Origin of the sequence: Treponema sp. Marseille-Q4132 (genome assembly GCF_014334835.1) — a bacterium.
GTDB classification, from domain to species: Bacteria; Spirochaetota; Spirochaetia; order Treponematales; family Treponemataceae; genus Treponema_D; species Treponema_D paredis.
Window position 1 is genome coordinate 2,335,163 of record NZ_CP060591.1, and the last position, 20,074, is coordinate 2,355,236.

16 protein-coding genes and 1 tRNA gene are annotated in these 20,074 nt (G+C 49.6%); 10 read left to right on the top strand and 7 right to left on the bottom strand.

Features of this window, described 5'->3' with window-relative positions:
* Window positions 1-9 precede the first annotated feature (9 nt).
* From H9I35_RS10665 to gpmA, 8 genes are all read left to right on the top strand, one after another.
* On the top strand, window positions 10-384 hold the full coding sequence (locus H9I35_RS10665) for a desulfoferrodoxin family protein (protein ID WP_187419360.1): 375 nt from the start codon (window positions 10-12) through the stop codon (window positions 382-384).
* A gap of 24 nt (window positions 385-408) precedes the next feature.
* Window positions 409-1,059, top strand: a complete 651-nt coding sequence (locus H9I35_RS10670) for an HAD family hydrolase (RefSeq protein ID WP_187419361.1) — start codon at window positions 409-411, stop codon at window positions 1,057-1,059.
* A gap of 129 nt (window positions 1,060-1,188) precedes the next feature.
* Entirely contained in the window at window positions 1,189-1,593 is a 405-nt protein-coding gene (locus tag H9I35_RS10675; protein WP_187419362.1) for a rhodanese-like domain-containing protein, read from the top strand.
* A gap of 90 nt (window positions 1,594-1,683) precedes the next feature.
* Window positions 1,684-3,735, top strand: a complete 2,052-nt coding sequence (gene fusA, locus H9I35_RS10680) for an elongation factor G (RefSeq protein WP_187419363.1) — start codon at window positions 1,684-1,686, stop codon at window positions 3,733-3,735.
* 30 nt (window positions 3,736-3,765) lie between these two features.
* Window positions 3,766-4,992 carry an adenylosuccinate synthase gene (purA, locus tag H9I35_RS10685; protein WP_187419364.1) on the top strand — a complete coding sequence of 409 codons (1,227 nt, stop codon included), beginning with the start codon at window positions 3,766-3,768 and terminating at the stop codon, window positions 4,990-4,992.
* Window positions 4,993-5,213: 221 nt separating this feature from the next.
* Window positions 5,214-5,546 (top strand): metal-sensing transcriptional repressor, encoded by a 333-nt coding sequence (locus H9I35_RS10690; protein ID WP_187419365.1) that lies wholly within the window; start codon window positions 5,214-5,216, stop codon window positions 5,544-5,546.
* Window positions 5,547-5,559: 13 nt separating this feature from the next.
* Window positions 5,560-8,151 (top strand): heavy metal translocating P-type ATPase, encoded by a 2,592-nt coding sequence (locus tag H9I35_RS10695; protein WP_187419366.1) that lies wholly within the window; start codon window positions 5,560-5,562, stop codon window positions 8,149-8,151.
* Window positions 8,152-8,712: 561 nt separating this feature from the next.
* Complete coding sequence (gpmA, locus tag H9I35_RS10700; RefSeq protein ID WP_187419367.1) at window positions 8,713-9,459, top strand: 2,3-diphosphoglycerate-dependent phosphoglycerate mutase; 747 nt, start codon at window positions 8,713-8,715, stop codon at window positions 9,457-9,459.
* A 169-nt stretch (window positions 9,460-9,628) separates the two neighbouring features.
* Here the strand turns inward: gpmA and H9I35_RS10705 are convergent, their stop codons facing one another.
* The 4 genes from H9I35_RS10705 to H9I35_RS10720 all read right to left on the bottom strand — a co-directional run bounded on the left by H9I35_RS10705 (window position 9,629) and on the right by H9I35_RS10720 (window position 14,658).
* Window positions 9,629-12,238 carry a hypothetical protein gene (locus H9I35_RS10705; RefSeq protein WP_187419368.1) on the bottom strand — a complete coding sequence of 870 codons (2,610 nt, stop codon included), beginning with the start codon at window positions 12,236-12,238 and terminating at the stop codon, window positions 9,629-9,631.
* A 17-nt stretch (window positions 12,239-12,255) separates the two neighbouring features.
* Window positions 12,256-13,074 carry a hypothetical protein gene (locus tag H9I35_RS10710; protein WP_187419369.1) on the bottom strand — a complete coding sequence of 273 codons (819 nt, stop codon included), beginning with the start codon at window positions 13,072-13,074 and terminating at the stop codon, window positions 12,256-12,258.
* A 144-nt stretch (window positions 13,075-13,218) separates the two neighbouring features.
* Window positions 13,219-13,289 (bottom strand) — tRNA-Gly (locus H9I35_RS10715).
* Window positions 13,290-13,458: 169 nt separating this feature from the next.
* Complete coding sequence (locus H9I35_RS10720) at window positions 13,459-14,658, bottom strand: integrase catalytic domain-containing protein (protein WP_187418950.1); 1,200 nt, start codon at window positions 14,656-14,658, stop codon at window positions 13,459-13,461.
* Between the two features lie 141 nt (window positions 14,659-14,799).
* Here H9I35_RS10720 and H9I35_RS10725 point away from each other — a divergent pair, with 141 nt between their 5' ends.
* Both H9I35_RS10725 and H9I35_RS10730 read left to right on the top strand, forming a co-directional pair.
* A complete protein-coding gene (locus H9I35_RS10725; RefSeq protein ID WP_187419370.1) occupies window positions 14,800-15,549 on the top strand; it encodes an RluA family pseudouridine synthase in 750 nt (249 codons plus the stop codon).
* 88 nt (window positions 15,550-15,637) lie between these two features.
* Complete coding sequence (locus H9I35_RS10730) at window positions 15,638-16,486, top strand: omptin family outer membrane protease (RefSeq protein ID WP_187419371.1); 849 nt, start codon at window positions 15,638-15,640, stop codon at window positions 16,484-16,486.
* Here the strand turns inward: H9I35_RS10730 and H9I35_RS10735 are convergent.
* From H9I35_RS10735 to H9I35_RS10745, 3 genes are read right to left on the bottom strand one after another with little or no spacing between them, the layout of a single operon-like run.
* Window positions 16,468-17,754 carry a hemolysin family protein gene (locus H9I35_RS10735; protein ID WP_187419372.1) on the bottom strand — a complete coding sequence of 429 codons (1,287 nt, stop codon included), beginning with the start codon at window positions 17,752-17,754 and terminating at the stop codon, window positions 16,468-16,470. The two genes, H9I35_RS10730 and H9I35_RS10735, sit on opposite strands and share 19 nt — an antisense overlap.
* 1 nt (window position 17,755) lies before the next feature.
* A complete protein-coding gene (locus H9I35_RS10740; protein ID WP_187419373.1) occupies window positions 17,756-19,051 on the bottom strand; it encodes a hemolysin family protein in 1,296 nt (431 codons plus the stop codon).
* 3 nt (window positions 19,052-19,054) lie between these two features.
* Window positions 19,055-20,056, bottom strand: coding sequence for a thioredoxin family protein (locus tag H9I35_RS10745; RefSeq protein ID WP_187419374.1), 1,002 nt, complete (start codon window positions 20,054-20,056; stop codon window positions 19,055-19,057).
* Window positions 20,057-20,074: the final 18 nt, after the last annotated feature.

A 20,074-nucleotide genomic window follows, 5' to 3' on the forward strand; every position in this document is an offset into this window, starting at 1 on the left:
GAGGACACTATGCAATTTTATATATGCAGACATTGCGGCACAATCGTCAGCATGATTCACAAGGGCGGCTGCCTTCCGTCCTGCTGCGGAGAAGAGATGCAGGAGCTGAAAGCGAACACAACCGATGCGGCGCAGGAAAAGCACGTGCCGGTTGTCACGGTAAAAGGCAGCGAAGTTCACGTTGCAGTCGGTTCCGTAGTTCACCCGATGGAAGCCGAGCACTACATTCAGTGGATCGCGATAGAAACCGAACAGGGCGCTCAGCGTAAAGTTCTCAAACCCGGAGAAAAGCCCGAAGCGTCTTTTGCGCTCGCCTCAGGCGACAAATTGATTGCGGCGTACGAGTACTGCAATAAGCACGGACTCTGGACTGCGAAAGCGTAAGTGCCGGAAAACGGAAAATCGATCATGATGAAAACTTTTGCCGCAGTGATTTTTGATATGGACGGGGTTTTGCTCGACAGCGAATCCGTCTGCGATCTTGTGTGGCGTAAAGCGGCAAAAGAGTGCGGCATCGACGATATCGATAAAATTATCGAAAAAAACCGAGGGTGCAATTATACAGATACCCGTGCCTCACTCGAACATGATTTGCAAAGCGTATCCGCGGCCGATAAATTTATGAATCGTACCGCGGAGCTTTTTAATAAAATCGAAACCGAAGAGGGGATTCCTTCAATGAAGGGAGCGCGCGAGGCGCTTGAATATTTGACAAAAAAAGGCTACCGCATCGCGCTTGCCTCTTCGACCGACGGAAACGCCGTGCGCCGTCAGATGAAAAACGCAGGCTTTATCGATTTTTTCGAAACGCTTACGACGGGCGATACGGTCGCTCGCGGCAAACCCGATCCCGAAATCTACGCACGCGCTTGCGCATCGCTAGGTCTTTCGCCTGATGTCTGCTGTGCGATCGAAGATTCGCCGAACGGTATGAGGAGCGCATACAGAGCGGGACTTTCGTGCATCATGGTGCCCGATAAAATTGCGCCCGACGATGAAATGAAAAAAATTGCGATGTGCATATTGCCGTCGCTCAATGCGATCGCTACGGTTCTGTAATCGCAGCAAAGAACGCACGGGCTTCTGCCGGAAGTGCAGCCGATTTTTATATTATATGCCGTTTTTGGAAAATACGGTTTCCGGTGTTGTTGACACGGATCATATACTATTTTGATAAGGATTGAAAATATGAATACACGAACGATAGGAATTATTATTTTTATGGGGGCGGTAATGTTTTTTTCATGCTTTGCAAAAGAAAATGAAAAAAAGGCGGCAGAGCAATTCACATCGATTTCGATGGATGAAGCTGCAAAACTTATGGAAACGGAAAAGGATTTTATTCTCGTCGACGTGCGCCGTCCCGATGAGTACAAGGCGGGTCACATTCCCGGCGCCGTCCTCTTAACGAACGAAACGATCACCGAAGAGAGCGCCTCGCGCATTTTGAAAAATAAAAATCAAAAAATTCTCGTTTACTGCAGGAGCGGACAAAGAAGTCGCGACGCTGCCGGAAAACTTTCAGCGATGGGATATACGAACGTCGTGAATATCGGCGGCATTATGAGCTGGAAAGGTAAAATCGAAAAATAGCGCGCAGGATATTCCGATTCGCACGATAATAAAACACTGTCCGCTCTTCGTTCGCTTGCTCCTTCTTTCTCTTTTCTATATACTCGCGTTATGCAGCTGAATAAAATACGGAATATCGGAATCATGGCGCACATCGACGCGGGCAAAACGACGACGACGGAGCGCATCCTCTATTATACGAAAAAAATTCACAAAATCGGCGAAATCGACGACGGACAGGCGACGATGGATTTTTTGCCGCAGGAACAGGCGCGCGGTATTACGATTGCGAGTGCGGCGACGACGACCGAATGGAAAGGCTTTCAAATCAATATCATCGATACGCCGGGGCATGTCGATTTTACCGCCGAAGTCGAACGGTCTCTGCGCGTGCTTGACGGCGCGGTCGCCGTCATCTGCGCGGTCGACGGCGTGCAGCCGCAGACGGAAACGGTGTGGCGTCAGGCGGACACGTTTAAAGTACCGCGTCTGTGTTTTATGAATAAGATGGATCGCATCGGCGCGGACTTTTTCGGTTCGATGGAAGACGTACACGAAAAGTTCGGAGTCGAATGCGTCGCTCTCCAGATACCGATCGGCGAAGGAAGCGATTTCGAAGGCGTCATCGATCTTTTGTCGATGAAGGAGATCCGCTGGAACGAAGACGATGACGGAGAAACTTTTTCATTTTCCGATATCGCTCCCGAACGCAAAGAAAAAGCGGACGAATGGCGGGTGAAGCTCGTCGATCAGGTCGCATCGGCTGACGATTTTCTTGCGGAATTATACCTCGAAGGAAAAGAGATAACGACGGAACAGCTGAAAGATGCGATCCGCAAAGAGACGATAGCGCGTGCAATCGTTCCTTTTGTGATGGGAAGCGCCCGCCGCAATCAGGGCGTACAGCCGCTCATCGATGCGCTTATCGATTATCTTCCGGCACCCGACGAAGTGCCTCCCGCCGTCGGTTTGCACATAAAGCGCGACAAAGAAGAAAAGATCGAAGTGCCGTGTAAAGAAAACGGAGCCGCCGTCGGTTTGGTGTTTAAAATTCAGCACGATCCGAATATGGGTCTTTTGTGTTTTGTGCGTATGTATTCGGGAAAAATTGCGAGCGGCACGCAAGTGTACAACGTCAATAAAAAAAAGCGCGAGAGAGTCAACAGAATTTTCAGAATCAACGCGGATAAAGAAGAGCCGATAGACAGTATCGCTGCAGGCGATATCGCAGCGTTTATCGGATTGAAACTCGCACAGACGGGCGATACGCTCGGCAGCGAGGGAATGCCGGTGCTCCTCGAAAAACCGCAGTTTCCCGAACCGGTCATATCCGTTTCTCTCGAACCCGAATCGCTTGCCGAACGCGACAGGATGAACGATACGCTTGCGATCCTTTCGCGGGAAGATCCGACTTTTACGTATCACGAAGATGCGGAAACGGGTCAGCTTATAATCAGCGGCATGGGCGAGCTGCACCTTGATGTGCTCGTCACGCGTATGCAGGACGATTTTAAAGTGAAGTGCCGTGTCGGCTCTCCGCAAGTGACTTACCGCGAAGCGGTGACCGAAAGCGCGGACGCAAGCGAAAGCTACAGCAAAGTGCTCGGCGGAAAAGAAAATACGGCGGGCATAAAGGTGCACGTCGAACCGCGTCCTCAAGGAGCCGGAAACTCTTACGCGTGTACCGTAAAACGAAACGATATTCCAGACGAAATTTTCGAAGCGATGGAAAGCGCGTTCGAAAGCTCTCTCCAATCGGGAATCAAATTCGGTTATCCCTGTACCGATACCGCCGTTACCGTAACCGATGTCGATTACAGCGAATTGACGTCGACGACTTTCGCATTCGAAGCGTGCGCCGCCGCGGTTTTCGATAAAGCCTGTTCGGCTGCAAAGCCGGAATTGCTCGAGCCCGTTATGGACGTCGATATTTCCTGTCCGAAAGAATTCATCGGAGACGCGATGAATCAGATGACGAGCAGAGGCGGTATTATCCTCGGACAGGATTCGAAGCAGACGGGTGAAATCGTCCATGCGCAGGCGCCGATGGCGAAGATGTTCGGTTTTTCGACGAGTCTCCGTTCGGCGACGCAGGGCAGGGCGTCGTTTTCGATGGAGTTCAGTCATTTTCAAGTAAAGCCCGGCGGACTGAACGCATTTTAAGTCAACCGGCCGATCATAGAGGAGGAAGCGATGAACATTGTCGTTATAGGCGCTCAATGGGGCGATGAAGGAAAAGGGAAAATTGTCGATTTTCTCGCGCTGGACGCGAAGTACATCGTGCGCTTTGCAGGCGGCGCGAATGCCGGACACACGATCGTCGTCGGCGGAAAAAAATATGCGCTGCATCAAGTACCCTCGGGTATTTTGTATCCCGATAAAGCGGTATTCCTCGGTTCGGGTATGGTCATCGATCCGGAAGCGCTTTTTGCCGAACTGCAGATGCTCACCGATAACGGCATTTCTTGGGAAGGCCGCGTATTCATCTCCGACCGCGCGCACATCGTTTTGCCCGCGTACCGCAGGATTGACAAAGAACGCGATGCGTCCCGCAAGCGGCCTATCGGCACGACGGGGCGCGGTATCGGAAGCGCGTATTCGCAAAAATCCGAACGCGACGGAATCAGACTCGCCGATTTGGATTGGAAAGAAAAGACGGCGGATCTCGACGCCGAAGACAGAAAATTCATCGACACTTACGCTTCAAGGCTCATTGCCATGCGTGTCGATATCGCTTCGAAGCTGTGGGAGTACCGCAGTGAAAATATTTTATTTGAAGGAGCGCAGGGCGCGCTGCTCGATTTGGACAGCGGAACGTATCCGTATGTGAGTTCGGGCGCATCGTGTTCGGCAGGCGCGGCTTCGGGCTCGGGTATCGGACCGCGTGCAATCGACAAAGTGTACGGCGTTTTTAAAGCTTATCAAACGCGCGTCGGAAACGGCCCGATGCCGACCGAGTTCAATAACGATACCGAAAGCGAGCTTTGCAATTACGTGCGCACGACCGGAAACGAATTCGGTGTAACGACGGGAAGGCCGCGGAGATGCGGTTATCTCGATTTGGTTGCGCTCCGCTACGCGTGCCGCGTCAATTCCATCGACTCGCTGGTTTTGACGCATCTCGATATCTATGACGAAATGGAATCGATTGAAGCCTGCGTCGCATACGATATCGGCGGAAAGATCGTCACGGATTTTCCGGCAGGCATTCCCGCTTTGAATGCGGCGCGTCCGGTTCTCAAAAAATTCGACGGATGGAAAAGCGATCTGCGTTCTTGCGCTTCATACGAAAAGATGCCGGCAAACGCAAAAGCGTATGTGGAATTTATCGAAGCGTTTACCGAAACGCCTGTCGGGATCGTATCCGTCGGAGCGGACCGAAACGATACCTATCTTCGCATACATCCGTGGGCAAAATAAAGGTTCCTCGCGAACAGAGGTGAAAACCCGTCTCTGAATCGTGCATAAGTTTATTTGACTTTTATTAAAATATCGACAGGCGGTGTTACAACCTCCGAAAACGGACTTGAGTTTTCGGAGGTTTTTTTATTTTAGCGCAAAGCTTGCTCCCCGATGTTTTTGATTATTGACATATACCCCTTGGGGGTATTATATTGGAAATGAACTTTTACGGGGGAATTATGCCAAAGGACGGCAAAAAAAAAGCGGCGCCGCAAAAGACGTGTATGCGCTGCAAATACAAACATACGCCGCGAAAAGATGCGTCGGTGCGCGCGCTTCATTCTCGCTTGAACCGGATCATCGGACAGCTGAACGGTATCAAATCGATGCTCGATGAAAACCGTTACTGCGGAGACGTGCTCATTCAAGTTTCCGCCGCCGAAAGCGCGCTCCGCACTTTCGGCTATATGATTTTGCGCGATCACATGGAAAGCTGCATTACGGAAGAGATAAAAAAAGGCAATACGGAAATCATCGATGAAACGATGTTTTTAATAAAAGGACTCAAATGACGAGGCGATATATATGACAAAATTTTCGGTAAGCGGTATGACGTGCGCTGCGTGCAGCGCCCATGTCGAAAAAGCGGTCGCTGCAGTTCCCGGCGTCGAAAGCGTTTCGGTAAGTCTTTTGACGAATTCGATGAACGTCGATTTCGTATCCCCTGCGAGTGCCGAGGCGATCTGTGCCGCAGTCGATAAAGCGGGTTACAATGCGTCCCCCGATACGAAAGATGTGCGCTCGGCGGATGCGGCGTCCAAACGCGCGTCGCTCGAAGACACGGAAACGCCGCAGCTCGTAAAGCGCCTTATCGCATCTCTCGTTTTGCTCGTGCCGCTCATGTATGTGTCCATGGGACACATGATGTGGAAGTGGCCGGTTCCGCTCGCCGTACACGGTAATCCTGCATCGATCGCGCTCTATGAAATGCTGCTTGCGCTTTCCGTCATGCTTATCAACAGGCGATTTTTTACGAGCGGTTTTAAAAGCTTTGTACACGGAGCTCCGAATATGGACACACTCGTCGCGCTCGGAAGCGGAGCTTCATTCGCATACAGCACTGCCGTTTTATTTTCGATGACCTTCGCAATGGCTTCGGGCGATATGAAGAGCGCACATGCATATCTGCATGATCTGTATTTCGAATCGTCCGCGATGATCCTTTCGCTCATCACCGTCGGCAAAACGCTTGAGTCTTACAGCAAAGGAAAAACGACGAACGCGATCAAATCGCTTATGGATTTGGCGCCGGAAAAAGCGCATGTCGTGCGTGACGGAAAGGAAGTAACGATTCCCGCGTCCGAAGTAAAAGTCGGCGACGTGTTTATCGTGCGGCCGGGAGAGCGCATTCCCGTTGACGGAAGGGTGAGCGAAGGGGCGAGCGCGGTAAACGAGTCCGCTCTTACCGGAGAAAGTCTTCCCGTCGATAAAGCTCGCGGCAGTGAGGTGAGCGCTGCGACATTGAATCAAAACGGATTTCTCACGTGCCGGGCGACCCGCGTCGGAAGCGACACTTCTTTAAGCAAAATTATCGATATGGTGGAAAACGCCGCCGCTACAAAAGCGCCCGCGGCAAAGCTCGCGGATAAAGTGTCGGGCATCTTCGTTCCCGCCGTCATCGTTTTGGCCTTCGGTACGGGGATCGTGTGGCTCGGTACGGGAGCGGAATTCGGTTTTGCGCTTGCGCGTGCGGTGAGCGTGCTTGTTATAAGCTGTCCTTGTGCGTTAGGCCTTGCAACTCCCGTCGCTATCATGGTCGGAAGCGGACTCGGTGCAAAGCACGGCATTTTGTTTAAAACGGCCGCCGCCCTCGAAGCGTGCGGGAAGACGGATGTCGTCGTGCTCGATAAAACGGGGACGCTGACGGAGGGGAAGCCGCGCGTCACCGACATATACGCGGACGAGAGCGAAGAAAAATTATTAAAAATTGCCGCAAGCCTCGAAGCGAAAAGCGAACATCCGCTTTCGCGCGCGGTCATGGAAGCCGTCGTCGAAAGGCGCATTTCGTACGAAAGCTCGGACGATTTTACCGCTCTTCCGGGATTCGGAGTGCGCGGAACGGTCAGAGGCAAAAGCGCATTCGGCGGAAACGCTGCGCTTATGGAAGAGCATCATGTACTTTCGGCAAGCTTAAAAGAAAGGGGTGAAGCCTTTGCCGAAGAGGGGAAGACGCCGCTCTATTTTGCCGAAGACGGAAAAGCGCTCGGCATCATAGCCGTAGCCGATGTTGCAAAATCCGACAGTGCCGAAGCGGTCCGCGCTCTGCACGATGAAGGCATCGCCGTCGTCATGCTCACGGGCGACAACCGCCGTACCGCGCGGGCGGTCGCAAAGACGGTCGGCATCCGCTCGGTCGTGTCGGATGTGCTTCCCGACGGAAAGGACGAAGTCGTTTCGCGTCTTCAAACATACGGGCGCGTTGCGATGGTCGGCGACGGTATAAACGACGCACCCGCTTTGACGCGGGCGGATATCGGTATCGCGATCGGAGCCGGTACGGATGTCGCTCTCGATGCAGCCGACGTCGTGCTTATGAAGTCGACGCTTTCGGACGTAAGAGCTGCGGTAAATCTGTCGCGCGGCGTTTTGACGAATATCAAAGAAAATCTTTTTTGGGCGTTTTGCTACAACGTCATCGGCATCCCCGTTGCGGCGGGAGCGCTCTTTCCCGCGTTCGGGATCGCGTTGAATCCGATGCTCGGAGCGGCGGCGATGAGTTTGTCGAGCTTTTGCGTCGTTACGAACGCGCTGCGCTTGAATCTCTTCGACATATACAAAAAGCGAAAAATAAAAAAGCGTCCGGTCGAACTGCCGGACGAAGCGTTTACGGCGGACGGCAAAGCGGCAAATACGTCTTCACTTACAGCCGACGGTGTTGCAAACAAGGATATAACGGAGGAACCGAAAATGACAAAGACGATTACAATCGACGGAATGATGTGCGACCACTGCCGCCAACACGTCGAAAAAGCGCTTTCGTCGATCGACGGCGTGACGAAAGCGGACGTAAGTTTAAAAGATAAAAACGCGGTCGTTACGCTTTCAAAAGATGTGGATGAAAAAACGCTTTCCGATGCGGTAAGCGAAGCAGGCTATACGCCGCTCGGCGTCCGCTGATGAGCAGGCGATCGGCATTGAACTGCGGTCGTCGACGATATGCTCTCATCGGTGCGGACGCGCGGTAAAATGGGGCAGGGTATTGTCTCGAAAAATATATTTTCTAAAAAACGTATACGCTCCGGTTGCCCGACACGGCGCAATGCGCTATGATAGCGTAAAGTCGTGCGCCACTTGAATTTTACGCTCGTCGCGCAGGTGTGTGCAAGATTGATTTTTTTTATGAGAGTTGTATAAAAAGCGCCGCCTAAAATAGCGGCGGCACTACAGTCCGGAGACGAAAAACGCCGAGCGTTTTTCTTTTATGGGAGACACTCGCGATTTCTGCGCATTGCTCGAAATCGCAACGTTCTTATCTCAAGTTTGCGTTGTAAACTCGACTATTGAGCGTGTGCGCCACTTGAAACTTCCCGCCGACGTGCTTGTTGCGAGGCACGCGCACGGCTTAAAATTTTTTCGGAAGTTGATTCGAAGTCCGCAAGAGCGGACATGTGGAATCAATTCTTTGCAGAACGAGCCGCAGGCTCTTATTTCCTGCAAAATTTTTTATAGGAGTTGTATATGAAATTGGTACTTATTCGGCACGGTGAAAGCGAATGGAACAAATTGAACCTTTTTACCGGCTGGACGGATGTGGAATTGTCCGAAAAGGGACAGGAAGAAGCGAAACAAGCCGGAATCACCTTAAAGAAAGAAGGCTTTGATTTCGACATTTGCTACACGTCATTTTTAAAGCGCGCGATACATACGCTGAATTTTGCGCTCGCTTCCATGGATCGCGAATGGCTGCCCGTCATAAAAACGTGGAAGCTGAACGAACGGCACTACGGCGCACTGCAGGGAATGAACAAAGCCGAAACTGCGGAAAAATACGGCGAAGATCAGGTAAAAATCTGGCGCCGCTCTTTCGATATAACGCCGCCGGCTTTAACGGAAAACGACGAACGCAGCCCCCGCTTGCAGGAAGCTTACCGCACGGTAAAAGACAAGTCGGTGCTGCCCTTGACTGAAAGCCTTGCGACGACAATCGAACGCGCCGTTCCTTATTTTGAAAGCGAAATCAAACCGCGCATGCAAAAAGGCGAGCGCGTGCTCATCGTCGCACACGGTAATTCGCTTCGAGCCCTCGTAAAATATTTTGAAAATCTGACGAAAGAAGAGATTTTGGAAGTGAACATCCCGACCGGCGTTCCCCTCGTATACGAATTCGACGACAACTTCAAAGTGCGCGGGAAAAAATACCTCGGCGACGAAAAAGCGATTGCCGAAAAAATGGCAGGCGTCGCAAACCAGGGTAAAAAGAAATAACCGCACATTACAATCGCGGAAACATCCGAAAGCTTAAGACAGCCCGGCCTCCGGCGCTCTTACAGCCGTTGACGCACGGCGGCGCGAAGCGCCGCCTATAAAAAAGCCCGCAACACGTGCGGGCTTTTTTATAGTAAATGATGAATTAAACCTTCAGCGAACGGTGTGCTTACTTCCACTCGACGTCGAAAGAAAGCTCCATATCGCCCCATTCGGCTGTTTTAATAGACGGCAACCATGTATTACTTTTATTTACCAAATCCCATATATAAGCGGAAATCGCGATCGTCAATGTCTTTTTTTCTCCGCGCTTCAGTTCGTCCATAGTTACGGATTTTACTTCCCATTTACCGGCGCTGTCTTCAAAATATGCGGGCAATGTTACATCCGCTTTCCATGAATCCGTCAGCGGATCATAGCCGAGCCGTACCGCAGGTTGTTCGTGTTTGACAATCACATCGGATGAGCCGGTAGAGTCTTTTTCCCATATTTCGGCGCTGAAGAGAACGGTATGCGTTCCGTTGTGCGGCTTTGCCACCGTATAATCCGACACTCCGCCCAAATTTCCGGTTTCTTCCCAAGCAATGGATTTTTTTCCTCCGTTGTTCGTCGAAAATATCTTCCACTCTTTGTCGTTATACCGTGTTTTAAGTTCATACGAAAACTCCGCCTGTTTATAACCGCCTTTCGGGCCGTCTCCTCCGAGATCCCATATTGAAATATTTTTAAGACTGGGATTCGATATCGATAATTGAGCCGCAGGAATGATTTTATAAGCGCGCCGTATAACGGTTATCTCGATTTTATCGGGAGAATTCGGCATATCATAGGCAGCGTTTTCGTCTTTGAACGAAAATACGATTTTGCCGGTTTGCTCAAATCCGACTTTCGACGGTAGCGTCAGCGAAACATCTATGACGGAGTCTTCGGTTGTAAATACGGGTTCCGTAAGCACGGTATCGCCCGATTTAAAAACTGGATTTACCGGAAAATCGGCATTGTCCGCTTTGTATATCGCTTTAAGAGGAATACCGGGTTTTAAATTAAAAACATTGAGTGCAAACGAAACGGTTTTTGCTTCCGGAGCCGATTCATCGCTTGTATCGCGGTATTCAACGGTATAAACGCCGTTATCACCGCTAAAACCGTATTGAGCATCATCGCCATTTTTTTGCGCTCTGACGCCGAATACGGGCTTTTCGGAAGATCCCCCTGAAGTGCTCCAAGACAGCTCGTAACACAGCTGCATTTGCTCGCCTTCGGGTGCTCTCAGCGTAATCACAAAGTTCTTAGTCTGTCCTACCGCAAGTTCGAAATTTTTATCATAGCCGACAGGTCCGTTAGGCGACGGTCCGTTTGTCCCCGTAGGTTTCCACGATTGACTGAAGCTATCGTATTTTAAATAGACAATCGGCTCTTCATATTCGGTAATTACATCGTTTGAACCTTTGGTGATGTCTATTTCGATGATTCGGGCATCGAGCTCCAATGTGCGCGCAACCTTTGATCCTTCAAATTTATATTCTTTGCTGCCGCCGAGAGGCAACTCGGTGCCGATTTTTATGTGTTTCGCTTTGTTTGGCATAATCTTCTGCTCGTTTGCCCTATATGAAGACAGTACATCCCATTGCGAAACGGCTGTACCCTCATATGAGCGGGAACGTATGCCGTAGATGAATTCCGGCCAATCGGTTCCGTCCGCATTGCCGTGATCGCCCCATGCCCATTTCTCATCCGTTACGGAAACGTTTTTCAGGTATTGTGCTTTTACCGTCAGCGTTCCGCTTATGACATAGCCGTTATTTTCTCCGGAAGCGTTGCCCACATAGCCTACATACGGAGATTTTCCGGTGAAAGCGGGGTCATAGTTGCCGCTTGCCAAATTATTTTTATATGCGGTACTCATGTGAAACGCGCCGTCTTCACTTACATAACCGGCAGGGTCGTATTGATAGAAGCGGTATTTTTTTCCGCCGGGACCTGTAGAGTGAGTATCGACTGAAGCCCACTTTGTCGGTACTTGATTGCCGAATACAGTTGTAAATCCAATGGGTTTTGCAAAAGCAAATACCAATTTTGTATACGTGTCGACGGCAACAAGATAATTATCCAAGCCGACGACTCCGCCGCCTTTTCCCGTAAAGCGATAAAATATAAAGCGTTTCATAAGCGCTTCTTTTTGACCGGTCGGTTTGCCGTCTTCTCCGTATACGTCGTATGTTTCGGATGTATACAAATTAAAGGGATTTTTACCGCAATAGCGGTAATATGTCATGGAAGATATGGAGTTTCCGCCGGCGGAAGCACTTTCGTTACCGCCGTATTTTTCACGTTCGGGATTTTTGTTTTCGGGGGCGCTTTCCCATGTTACGGTACCGCTGTATTTCGGTTCGGGCACATTGCTTGCCGAAAAATTGCTGCTGAATTTCCAATTGCCGAATTTTGATGTCTCAAATGTACCGAACGGAAAGCCGTCCGAAACATTCAACTTTCCCGCCAATTGATCGTGAACGGTCGTATCGTTATTCGGTTCGGAAAGTTTACCGTCGGGCAGTATAACCGAAAACATACTGATCTTTCCCGGTTCAAGCGGCTCCTCGGAAGGAATAGGCGTATCGCCGTTTCCCGGATCTTCCTGTTCGCTTTCGCCCTCATTTCCTGCGGAACGGTTTTGCTGTTGTATATAATAGCTTTGCAAAAAAGGCGAGGGGCAGGATGTAATTACCAAGCAGGCGAAGACAAGCGCCGCACCCAATTTGTATACTTTGATGGATTTCATAAACACTCCGATAAATATTATAATTTAAATGCAAAGCCGAGTTTTACGCCGAAGTCGAGCGAATTGAGCCAATAATCCGGAAACGGCTGTGAAATATCGCCGCCGTTGTCCCGGGCGAGTTTTGCAAGCGATGGCGGCGCGGTCAGATATTTCGGCTGATAGAGATTGAATTTCGTATACCAGCCGAACACGATATCCGTTGTTTCCATAAGCGAAATACCGTATTCGATTACGGTTGCAGCGGAAAACATAAACGGATTCATCTTTTTCATCATATCTTCGGTGACGATGATCTGTCCGACTTCGGTTTTTATAATATTCGGATCCGTAGAATACACCAGATAATCCGGACTGAAATCGGTTATGATGCGGCCTCCGAGCGAAGCTCCGAGTGCAAGTTTATTATGGAAAAAATACGCTTTTGCAATTACGCCGAAATTGACGACCGGAGTAAAATCGACGATCATAAAAGTATCGAACGTGTTTCCGGATACGACTGCCGATACTTTTTGCGAAGTGTTCCCTTGCCCCATGCCTATATATGCGAAGACGCCGAGTGCGCTGAACGGATGTCCTTTCGAAAGTCCGAAAAAACGGTTCGAATCGAAAACGTAACCGCCTTCAACTTCGCCGCCTATAAGCAAACTGCTTGTCATGCCTGTCATTTTTACGGCATCTTTATTGAATTGCTTTAGACTTGCATCGGAAATACTCGGAAGCGATAAAGAGCCTCCGAAACCGGCGTGAAGATAAAGCAACGGTCCGCCTTGAAATGCCGCAGCCGGAAAAAAGGAAAAACCCAGTATGAGTATATATAGTAATGTTATCTTTTTCATAACTTTTAATAATACAATATGGTGTATATATCTGCAAGTGTCTTTTCGATTTGTCGCACTTGCGCTGCGCGCGCTCCGCGGTTCAACTCCCAATTATGTTGTTGCTACATATTGTTTTGCTAATGAGGATTGTATTGAAATTTCAGCGGCTGGGGGGAGTTGAACCCCTACACCAAGCTTGGGAAGCTCGTATACTACCGCTATATTACAGCCGCGTCGGTAAAGCCATCATAGCTGAAAAACGAAGGGAATGCAAGGCACGCCTGCCGCTTGTACTTTCGGCGGTGCGGTAAGCAGGTATATCGTTTGCAACCCTTCCGTATTTCCTCACGTAAAAATCTAACCGAAACGATTTCGGTTCCTCAAGTAAAAATCTAACCGTAGCTATGACCGTTGCACCGCCATAGCGATAAGCTTACGCTGCAAGAGTTGTGTCTTGTCAAGCAGCTGTTGTAAATCCAATCTGTTCTTTCTCCTGAAAAGCTCAGCTTTTACCGCCTTGCTTACCTCCTTACTTTCCATAAGCCTTCGGTAGGGAGTCTTAGCCGCATCATATTTCTTTATGACCTTTGCGTCTATTCGTTGCTTTGCAATAATCTTCATCGAGGGAAAAAAGAAATTAACGAGCTTATTATAACTTTCATACAGTTCTGCTAAGACAACACAGGCAGCTTCTCCCTCAAATCGATAGTAGCCGACAATACGCCTTACCACGCTGTCGTTTTTCTGTTCAACAAAACAGTTGTCATTTTTTTTGTACGACCGGCTTCGGGTGAACGTAATATGATTTAGTTCACACCACTGCAAAAGCTGTATATTTTTGAACTCACGTCCGTTATCGCTGTCAATGCCTTTCATAGCAAAGGGTAAGTGTATTTTCACGTCCTCTGTCGCTTCTTTGACCCACCGATGAGCTTTATTCAAAAGCGCACGATTTTCCGTCCATCCTGAATGAACGTCGGTGAGTGTCAGGGTACAAATATACTGTCCTTCCGTAGTTGTACCGCAATGAGCGACCGTATCGGCTTCGAAAAAGCCCGGTTTTCGTTCGTCCCAATCGAAGAAGGTGCGGATCGGAATGAGTTTATTGAGATTCTTTGCCGGTCGTGTCGTTGCAATACCGCGGATGGAATGCTTGGGGATTTCCGGCTTGAGTATCCTTGAGACCGTTGCGCTTGATATGTGAGCAAGTTTTGTTTTCAGTTGTTCAGTATAGCCGAACTTGAGGGCAAGGTAATCGATATTGTCGCGGATAAAGGGTACGAGCCGTTTTGCACACAGGTACATCGAAAATAGCCACAGTCGAATAACTTCACGCTGCACATCTTGACCGTAGTATTTTTCATAGTGCCGCTTTTTACGAGGCTTTTTGATGATCTGTACACTCTTTCTTTCGACGTTGTTGAAGTGTGTTATTTTTATGCGTGCGCTGTTTTTGAGGATGTGGATGGCGTATTTTCGGTTGTAGCCGGTGGTTGCGGTGAACTCGTCGATGATTTTCGTCTTGCGCTTCTTGTTTGCCGTACAGTAGCGTTTTGCCGTTTCTTCGGTCAATTTCTTTTTCGTTTTCATATCTAACCCCATGGTGCCCTTCCTTCGGGCTTCTATTGTGACTCAGATTTGGGTTAGATTTTTACGTGAGGAACGGCTTTTTTTTCGGTTAGATTTAACGTGATGCAATGCGCCTTCTTTCATACACGCGGGTATTCTGTTATACTGTTTTTTATGAAAGCAATACCGCCTTATACGGTGCTCTATGCGGACGAGGATATCGTCGTGCTGAATAAAAAAAGCGGCCTGCTCATCGCTGCGGACAGGTACGATGAAACGGCTCCGCGGCTCGATATCGAAGCGGAAGGCGAATTCGGAAAGCTTTTCGCCGTACACCGTATCGACAAAGATACTTCGGGCGCGATTGCCTATGCGCGCAATGAAAAATCGCACCGTTCTCTTTCGCTTCAGTTCGAACACAGAGAAGTTGAAAAAATCTATCACTGCCTCGTGTACGGACGGCCGTTGTGGGAAACGTTGCACGCCGATGAAGCGCTTCTTCCCGACGGAGACGCAAAGCATCGCACCGTCGTAAATAAAAAAAGCGGTAAATATTCCGTTACCGATTTTCGTCTTATCGGCGTCTGCGGTCAATACGCATGGATTGAAGCTGTTCCGAAAACGGGGCGCACGCATCAGATCCGAGCGCATTTGGCGGCACACGGATTATACATTGTCTGCGATCCGCTGTACGGAGGCAACCGAAAGCCGGTACGCCTAAGCGATTTCAAAAAAAAATGGAACGGCGATGCCTTTGAAGAGCGGCCGCTTTTGGCCCGTCTCGCGCTCCACGCGTACAAATTAACGATTGCGCATCCGGCAACGGACGAACGCATGACGTTTTGCGCACCCTATCCGAAAGATATGGATGCAACGCGCAAACAGCTTGCAAAATTGTATAAGGTCGATCCCCTTGCCGTTTAATCGCCGTACAATAAAATTATTAATTATCGTTTTTCTGTTTGTACGGATCACGAAAAATCTTGCCGCAAAAGATTGGAGTATTTCCGTTATGCCGATTTTTTCGGTAGGTTTGGGTACGCTCGGAGAATATGTGTACATCAAAGATGTTTCCGGCACAGACAAAAAAATAAGCGAACTCGATTGGGATATAAAGCCTTCTTTGCAGTACGGAGGTCGCGTCGGTGTTTCATGGAAAGCGCTTGCAGTCAGCGGATTCGCTTTCGGCGCCGTTCCCATGCGATCGGGTGCTATGAAAGATTCCGATTGGGATGAAAACGGTATAAAAAATATTTTTTCGGTACATGAAAATGCCATCGCGTCTTCATATTCGTTCGGCGGCCGTATCGCATATACGTTTAAGCCGCTCGATTTTTTTTCGATCAGCCCCTTTATCGGAACGGATTATGTATATATTTCGCTGGAGGCTCGAAACGGCCGCGCGTGGGACGGAAGAGATGCGGGCGTTTCGTGGGATCATCCTGCCGCAAAGCAATACAAGACGAAAGGTATCGATTACATGAGAGAAGAAGTATGTACGCATACCGGCATTTCTTTCGATATTAAAATTAATAAATTTCTATTCGCGCTTTCGATCGCCCTATCGCCTTATACGTATATGCAATCGCTCGACCGGCATCACGGCAGAGGTTATTATATTGATATTATGCACGGATGGTTTTCCGTGTATCGATTCGGTACCGAAGCCGCTTATATTTTTAATAAAAATATTTCGCTTTCGATCGCTCTCTCATGGACATTCACACGGATTATAAAGGGTGCGACATATCATTCGACTCGCATAACCGGGCCTTGGTACAAAATAGACGATACCGAAGGAGGCGCATCGCGCAATACGGCGGAGATTTCGATCGGCTGCACTTATCGATTCCTATTTTGAATTCGGCCTGCGCCTTTTTTTATACGTACCGATAAAATGCGGCGTCTCGCCTGGTCTTCCACGATGTACGCCGTCGTCCCGTCGATATACGCTTCGCTTACCGCCGGCAGGTAGCCGAACTTTTCGAGCAGCCAGCCTCCGAGCGTATTGAAATCTTCCGATTCCAAAGCGAGTTTGAGGACGGCATTTACGTCGTCGAGTTTCATATCGCCGGGCACGATGTATTCCGATTTTCCGACAAGCGCAATCCTCGATTCGGGCGCGATATCGGACGTCGGGTTTTCATCGGTCATGCGTCCGAACACGACGCGCATTACATCGTCCGTTGTGACGATGCCTGCGGTGCAGCCCTGCTCGTCGAGTACGACGGCAAAATCGGTATGCGCTTTTTTGAAATCTTCGAGCATTTCGAGGGCGGTAAAGGTTTCGGGAACGAAAAGTGCGCGCGACATTTTCCGGCGGATAAAATCGCTCCGTTTGGTTTCTTTTTCGGAACTGAAGAGTACCGATTTGTATCCGAGCACGCCGACGATCGCATCGGGTGTGTGTTCGAAAACGGGAATGCGCGAACAGCCTGTCGTCAAAAAAATATCCGAAACGTGCGCATAATCGCTGTCGGCGGAAACGGCGTTTACGAGCGAGCGGTGCTTCATGATATCGTGGACGCGCAGATCGCTGAATTGAAATACTTTTGTCAGCATTTTGCTTTCGCCCGCTTCGAGCGTTCCTTCGCGCGCGGCGACCGCGATCATCATTTTGATGTCTTCTTCCGTTACGTCTTCTCCGTCGTCCTTCCAAAATTTTCCGACGATAAACGATGTGCCGCGCGAAATCCGCGAAAAAAACCATACGATCGGAAAAAATATTTTTTCAAGCGCGAGTAAAATCGGTGCAAAGCGCAGCGCCGTGTCGTCGGGATGTAAAACGGCGGCCGTCTTCGGAATGATCTCTCCGAAAATCGTTACGAGGGAAGTAATGACGATCGTCGCTATGCCGACGCCGCTTGAGCCGACGATAGAAACGGCGAGTGCGGTTGCAAGGGAGGCTGCGAAGGTATTGAAAAAATTGATTCCGACGAGCACGAGCGTCAACAGCCTGTCCATATCGTTTCGGAGAGCGAGCGCGGTTTTCGCATATCGTTTTTTACTCTGTATGAGTTCACGCAGTTTGATTTTCGAAAGGGAAAGGTATGCCGTTTCCGATGCCGCAAAAAATCCGATAAGCGAGACCAGTACGATTAAAATTATTAATATGACGACGGTATTCATATCATTCGTCTCCGTCGTCGCCTGAAAGACGCTTTATATGAATTTTATTAATTCTCCGGTCTTTTATCGAAAGTACGGTAAAGCGCAGACCCTCGTATTCGATGCCGTCTCCCGCGCCCGGCATTTCGCCCAGTCTCTCGGTAATCCAGCCGCCGAGCGTTTCGTTAATGTCCGACGAAAACGGAATATGCAGCAGCTCCTGCGCTTCGCTAAGAAGCATATCGCCGCCGGTTACGAAGTCGGACGTGTCTTCGATTTTTACCAGCGGCAAATGTCCGCGTCCCGGCGTATTCGAATCGGTTATACCGAAAATTTCACGGGCGATGTCGCTCTGTGTGATGATACCGTCGGTGCCCGAATATTCGTCGATGACGATCGCAAGGGACTGGCGGTTTTCGCGGAGCACTTGCTGTACGGACGACATCTTTTTCGTACCGAGGATAAAAATCGGTTCGTGCATGACGGTTCGCACGGAAAACATATTCGCCTTTTCTTTGTACGCGAGCAAATCCTTTATGTAGAGTACGCCGACGATATCGTCGATGTCTTTGCGATAGACGGGAAAGCGCGAAAAGCGCGTTCGTTCGGCTTTTTCGATGATGTCGCGCCAGCTTGCGCTATCGGATACGGCGACGATTTTCGTGCGGGGGATCATGACGGCACGCGCTTCCAAATCGGTGAATTTGAAAACGCGGTTCATGATGGCGTTTTCGTCTTTTTCGAGCGCACCGCTTTCCGCTCCGACGGCGATAAAGGTTTTGATTTCTTCCTCGGTATACGACCGGTCGGGCTTTTTCGTACTGACGCCTGCCGCATGCAGGATCGCATGAGCGACGGCGGTAAAGGCGAGCGAAATCGGTTTGAAGATAAAGACAGTGACGGAAACGAATTTCGAAAGCGCGTACGCGAATACATCGGGGTGCCGCGTCGAAACCGCTTTCGGCGTTATCTCTCCGAAAATCAATAAAAGAATCGTTGTCGTAAACGTTGCGATCCCGACACCTTTTTTCCCGAACAGTGCGATTGCGGCGGCGGTGAGGATCGCGGAAAGGAGTATGTTGACGAGATCGTTTGCGACGAGCAGGGAATTGATAAGTACGTCTTTTTTTTCGAGCAGCTTTGCCGCCCGAAGCGCGCTCCTGTCTCCGCTTTTGCGTTTTATGCGGAGACGGAGTTTGTTCATCCCGAGGAACGAACTTTCGGAAATCGAAAAGAGCGCGGACAGCGTTATTAAAACGGCAGCCGCGGCGATCAGTAAAACGACGGTTGCAGGATTATCGGGAGGTTCGGTTTCCATAATTTATCGCTGCTTGCCGTCGCCGGAAATCCGCTCGATCTCTTCCTTTAAGCTTCTAAGCATTTCCGCCAGCCGCGGCGCATATTCGCTTTCGGGATCGGCGTCGTAGGATTTTTGAAAATAATCGAAGACGGCTTTATAATCGGTACTGCCGGTCGTTGTTAATAATTCGCCTGCGTAATAATACGCCTGCTGCCGTTCGCGTCCGCCGAGCCGCTTGTCTTCTGCGGCCGAAGCGAGCGCTTGAATCGCGGAAGCGAAATCGCGCTGTGCATAAAATGTCGACGCATCGGAGACGGACGTGAGTAAAATATATTTTCCGACAAGCCCCGTTTCATTTTCGGGGTCGAGAGAAGAAACCGTGCGGAAAAGATCGGCCAAAAGAAGCCGCCGCGTATCGTCCGTCGCTTCCGAGAGCGCATCGATCGCACGCACTTTTTCAACTCCGGACGCCGCGCGCACCGCATCAGCCAATGTATTGATTTTATCGAGATCGGCCGATTTGCTTTCGATGAGCTTTATATACGCTTCGGGGGCGGCATCTTCATCGGAAGTTTCGATCTTCGCCGCATAATAGCCTTCTTTTGTCGCAAGGAAAACGGAAGGAATGGAATCTACGTTATAGAGAGACGCGATGTGCCCCATGTATTCGATTTTCCGCTGCCGCTCTTCCGCCTTTTTTTTCTCTTTTTCGCTTTGATCTTCGGTATCCTCGGAGAGTGAGGCTGAAAAATCCAAATTGACGAGGATAAAACGCTTCGAAAGGGCGGAAACGAATTCTTTTGTATCGAACACTTTTTCTTTGAGCGCTTGGCTTTCCCCGTCATTGTCGACCACGGAAAAAAAGATGAGGAGATTTTTATTTTTTTTCTGCGCTTCTTTTTTTGCCGCATCGTAATCGACGTACCAGCCGTTTTTGCCTGCTTTTGCGGAAGCGGAGCAGCCGGTAAAAAACACTGCGATCGCCAAAGCGCCGATTATCGGTTTTATAATTTTGTTAAACATAATACGCTCCATAATATT

Excerpts from the sequence above, each read along its gene's own strand:
- H9I35_RS10665 (WP_187419360.1), top strand. The coding sequence starts at position 10 with ATGCAATTTTATATATGCAGACATTGCGGCACAATCGTCAGCATGATT.
- H9I35_RS10670 (WP_187419361.1), top strand. The coding sequence starts at position 409 with ATGATGAAAACTTTTGCCGCAGTGATTTTTGATATGGACGGGGTTTTG.
- H9I35_RS10675 (WP_187419362.1), top strand. The coding sequence starts at position 1,189 with ATGAATACACGAACGATAGGAATTATTATTTTTATGGGGGCGGTAATG.
- fusA (WP_187419363.1), top strand. The coding sequence starts at position 1,684 with ATGCAGCTGAATAAAATACGGAATATCGGAATCATGGCGCACATCGAC.
- purA (WP_187419364.1), top strand. The coding sequence starts at position 3,766 with ATGAACATTGTCGTTATAGGCGCTCAATGGGGCGATGAAGGAAAAGGG.
- H9I35_RS10690 (WP_187419365.1), top strand. The coding sequence starts at position 5,214 with ATGCCAAAGGACGGCAAAAAAAAAGCGGCGCCGCAAAAGACGTGTATG.
- H9I35_RS10695 (WP_187419366.1), top strand. The coding sequence starts at position 5,560 with ATGACAAAATTTTCGGTAAGCGGTATGACGTGCGCTGCGTGCAGCGCC.
- gpmA (WP_187419367.1), top strand. The coding sequence starts at position 8,713 with ATGAAATTGGTACTTATTCGGCACGGTGAAAGCGAATGGAACAAATTG.
- H9I35_RS10705 (WP_187419368.1), bottom strand. The coding sequence starts at position 12,238 with ATGAAATCCATCAAAGTATACAAATTGGGTGCGGCGCTTGTCTTCGCC.
- H9I35_RS10710 (WP_187419369.1), bottom strand. The coding sequence starts at position 13,074 with ATGAAAAAGATAACATTACTATATATACTCATACTGGGTTTTTCCTTT.
- H9I35_RS10720 (WP_187418950.1), bottom strand. The coding sequence starts at position 14,658 with ATGGGGTTAGATATGAAAACGAAAAAGAAATTGACCGAAGAAACGGCA.
- H9I35_RS10725 (WP_187419370.1), top strand. The coding sequence starts at position 14,800 with ATGAAAGCAATACCGCCTTATACGGTGCTCTATGCGGACGAGGATATC.
- H9I35_RS10730 (WP_187419371.1), top strand. The coding sequence starts at position 15,638 with ATGCCGATTTTTTCGGTAGGTTTGGGTACGCTCGGAGAATATGTGTAC.
- H9I35_RS10735 (WP_187419372.1), bottom strand. The coding sequence starts at position 17,754 with ATGAATACCGTCGTCATATTAATAATTTTAATCGTACTGGTCTCGCTT.
- H9I35_RS10740 (WP_187419373.1), bottom strand. The coding sequence starts at position 19,051 with ATGGAAACCGAACCTCCCGATAATCCTGCAACCGTCGTTTTACTGATC.
- H9I35_RS10745 (WP_187419374.1), bottom strand. The coding sequence starts at position 20,056 with ATGTTTAACAAAATTATAAAACCGATAATCGGCGCTTTGGCGATCGCA.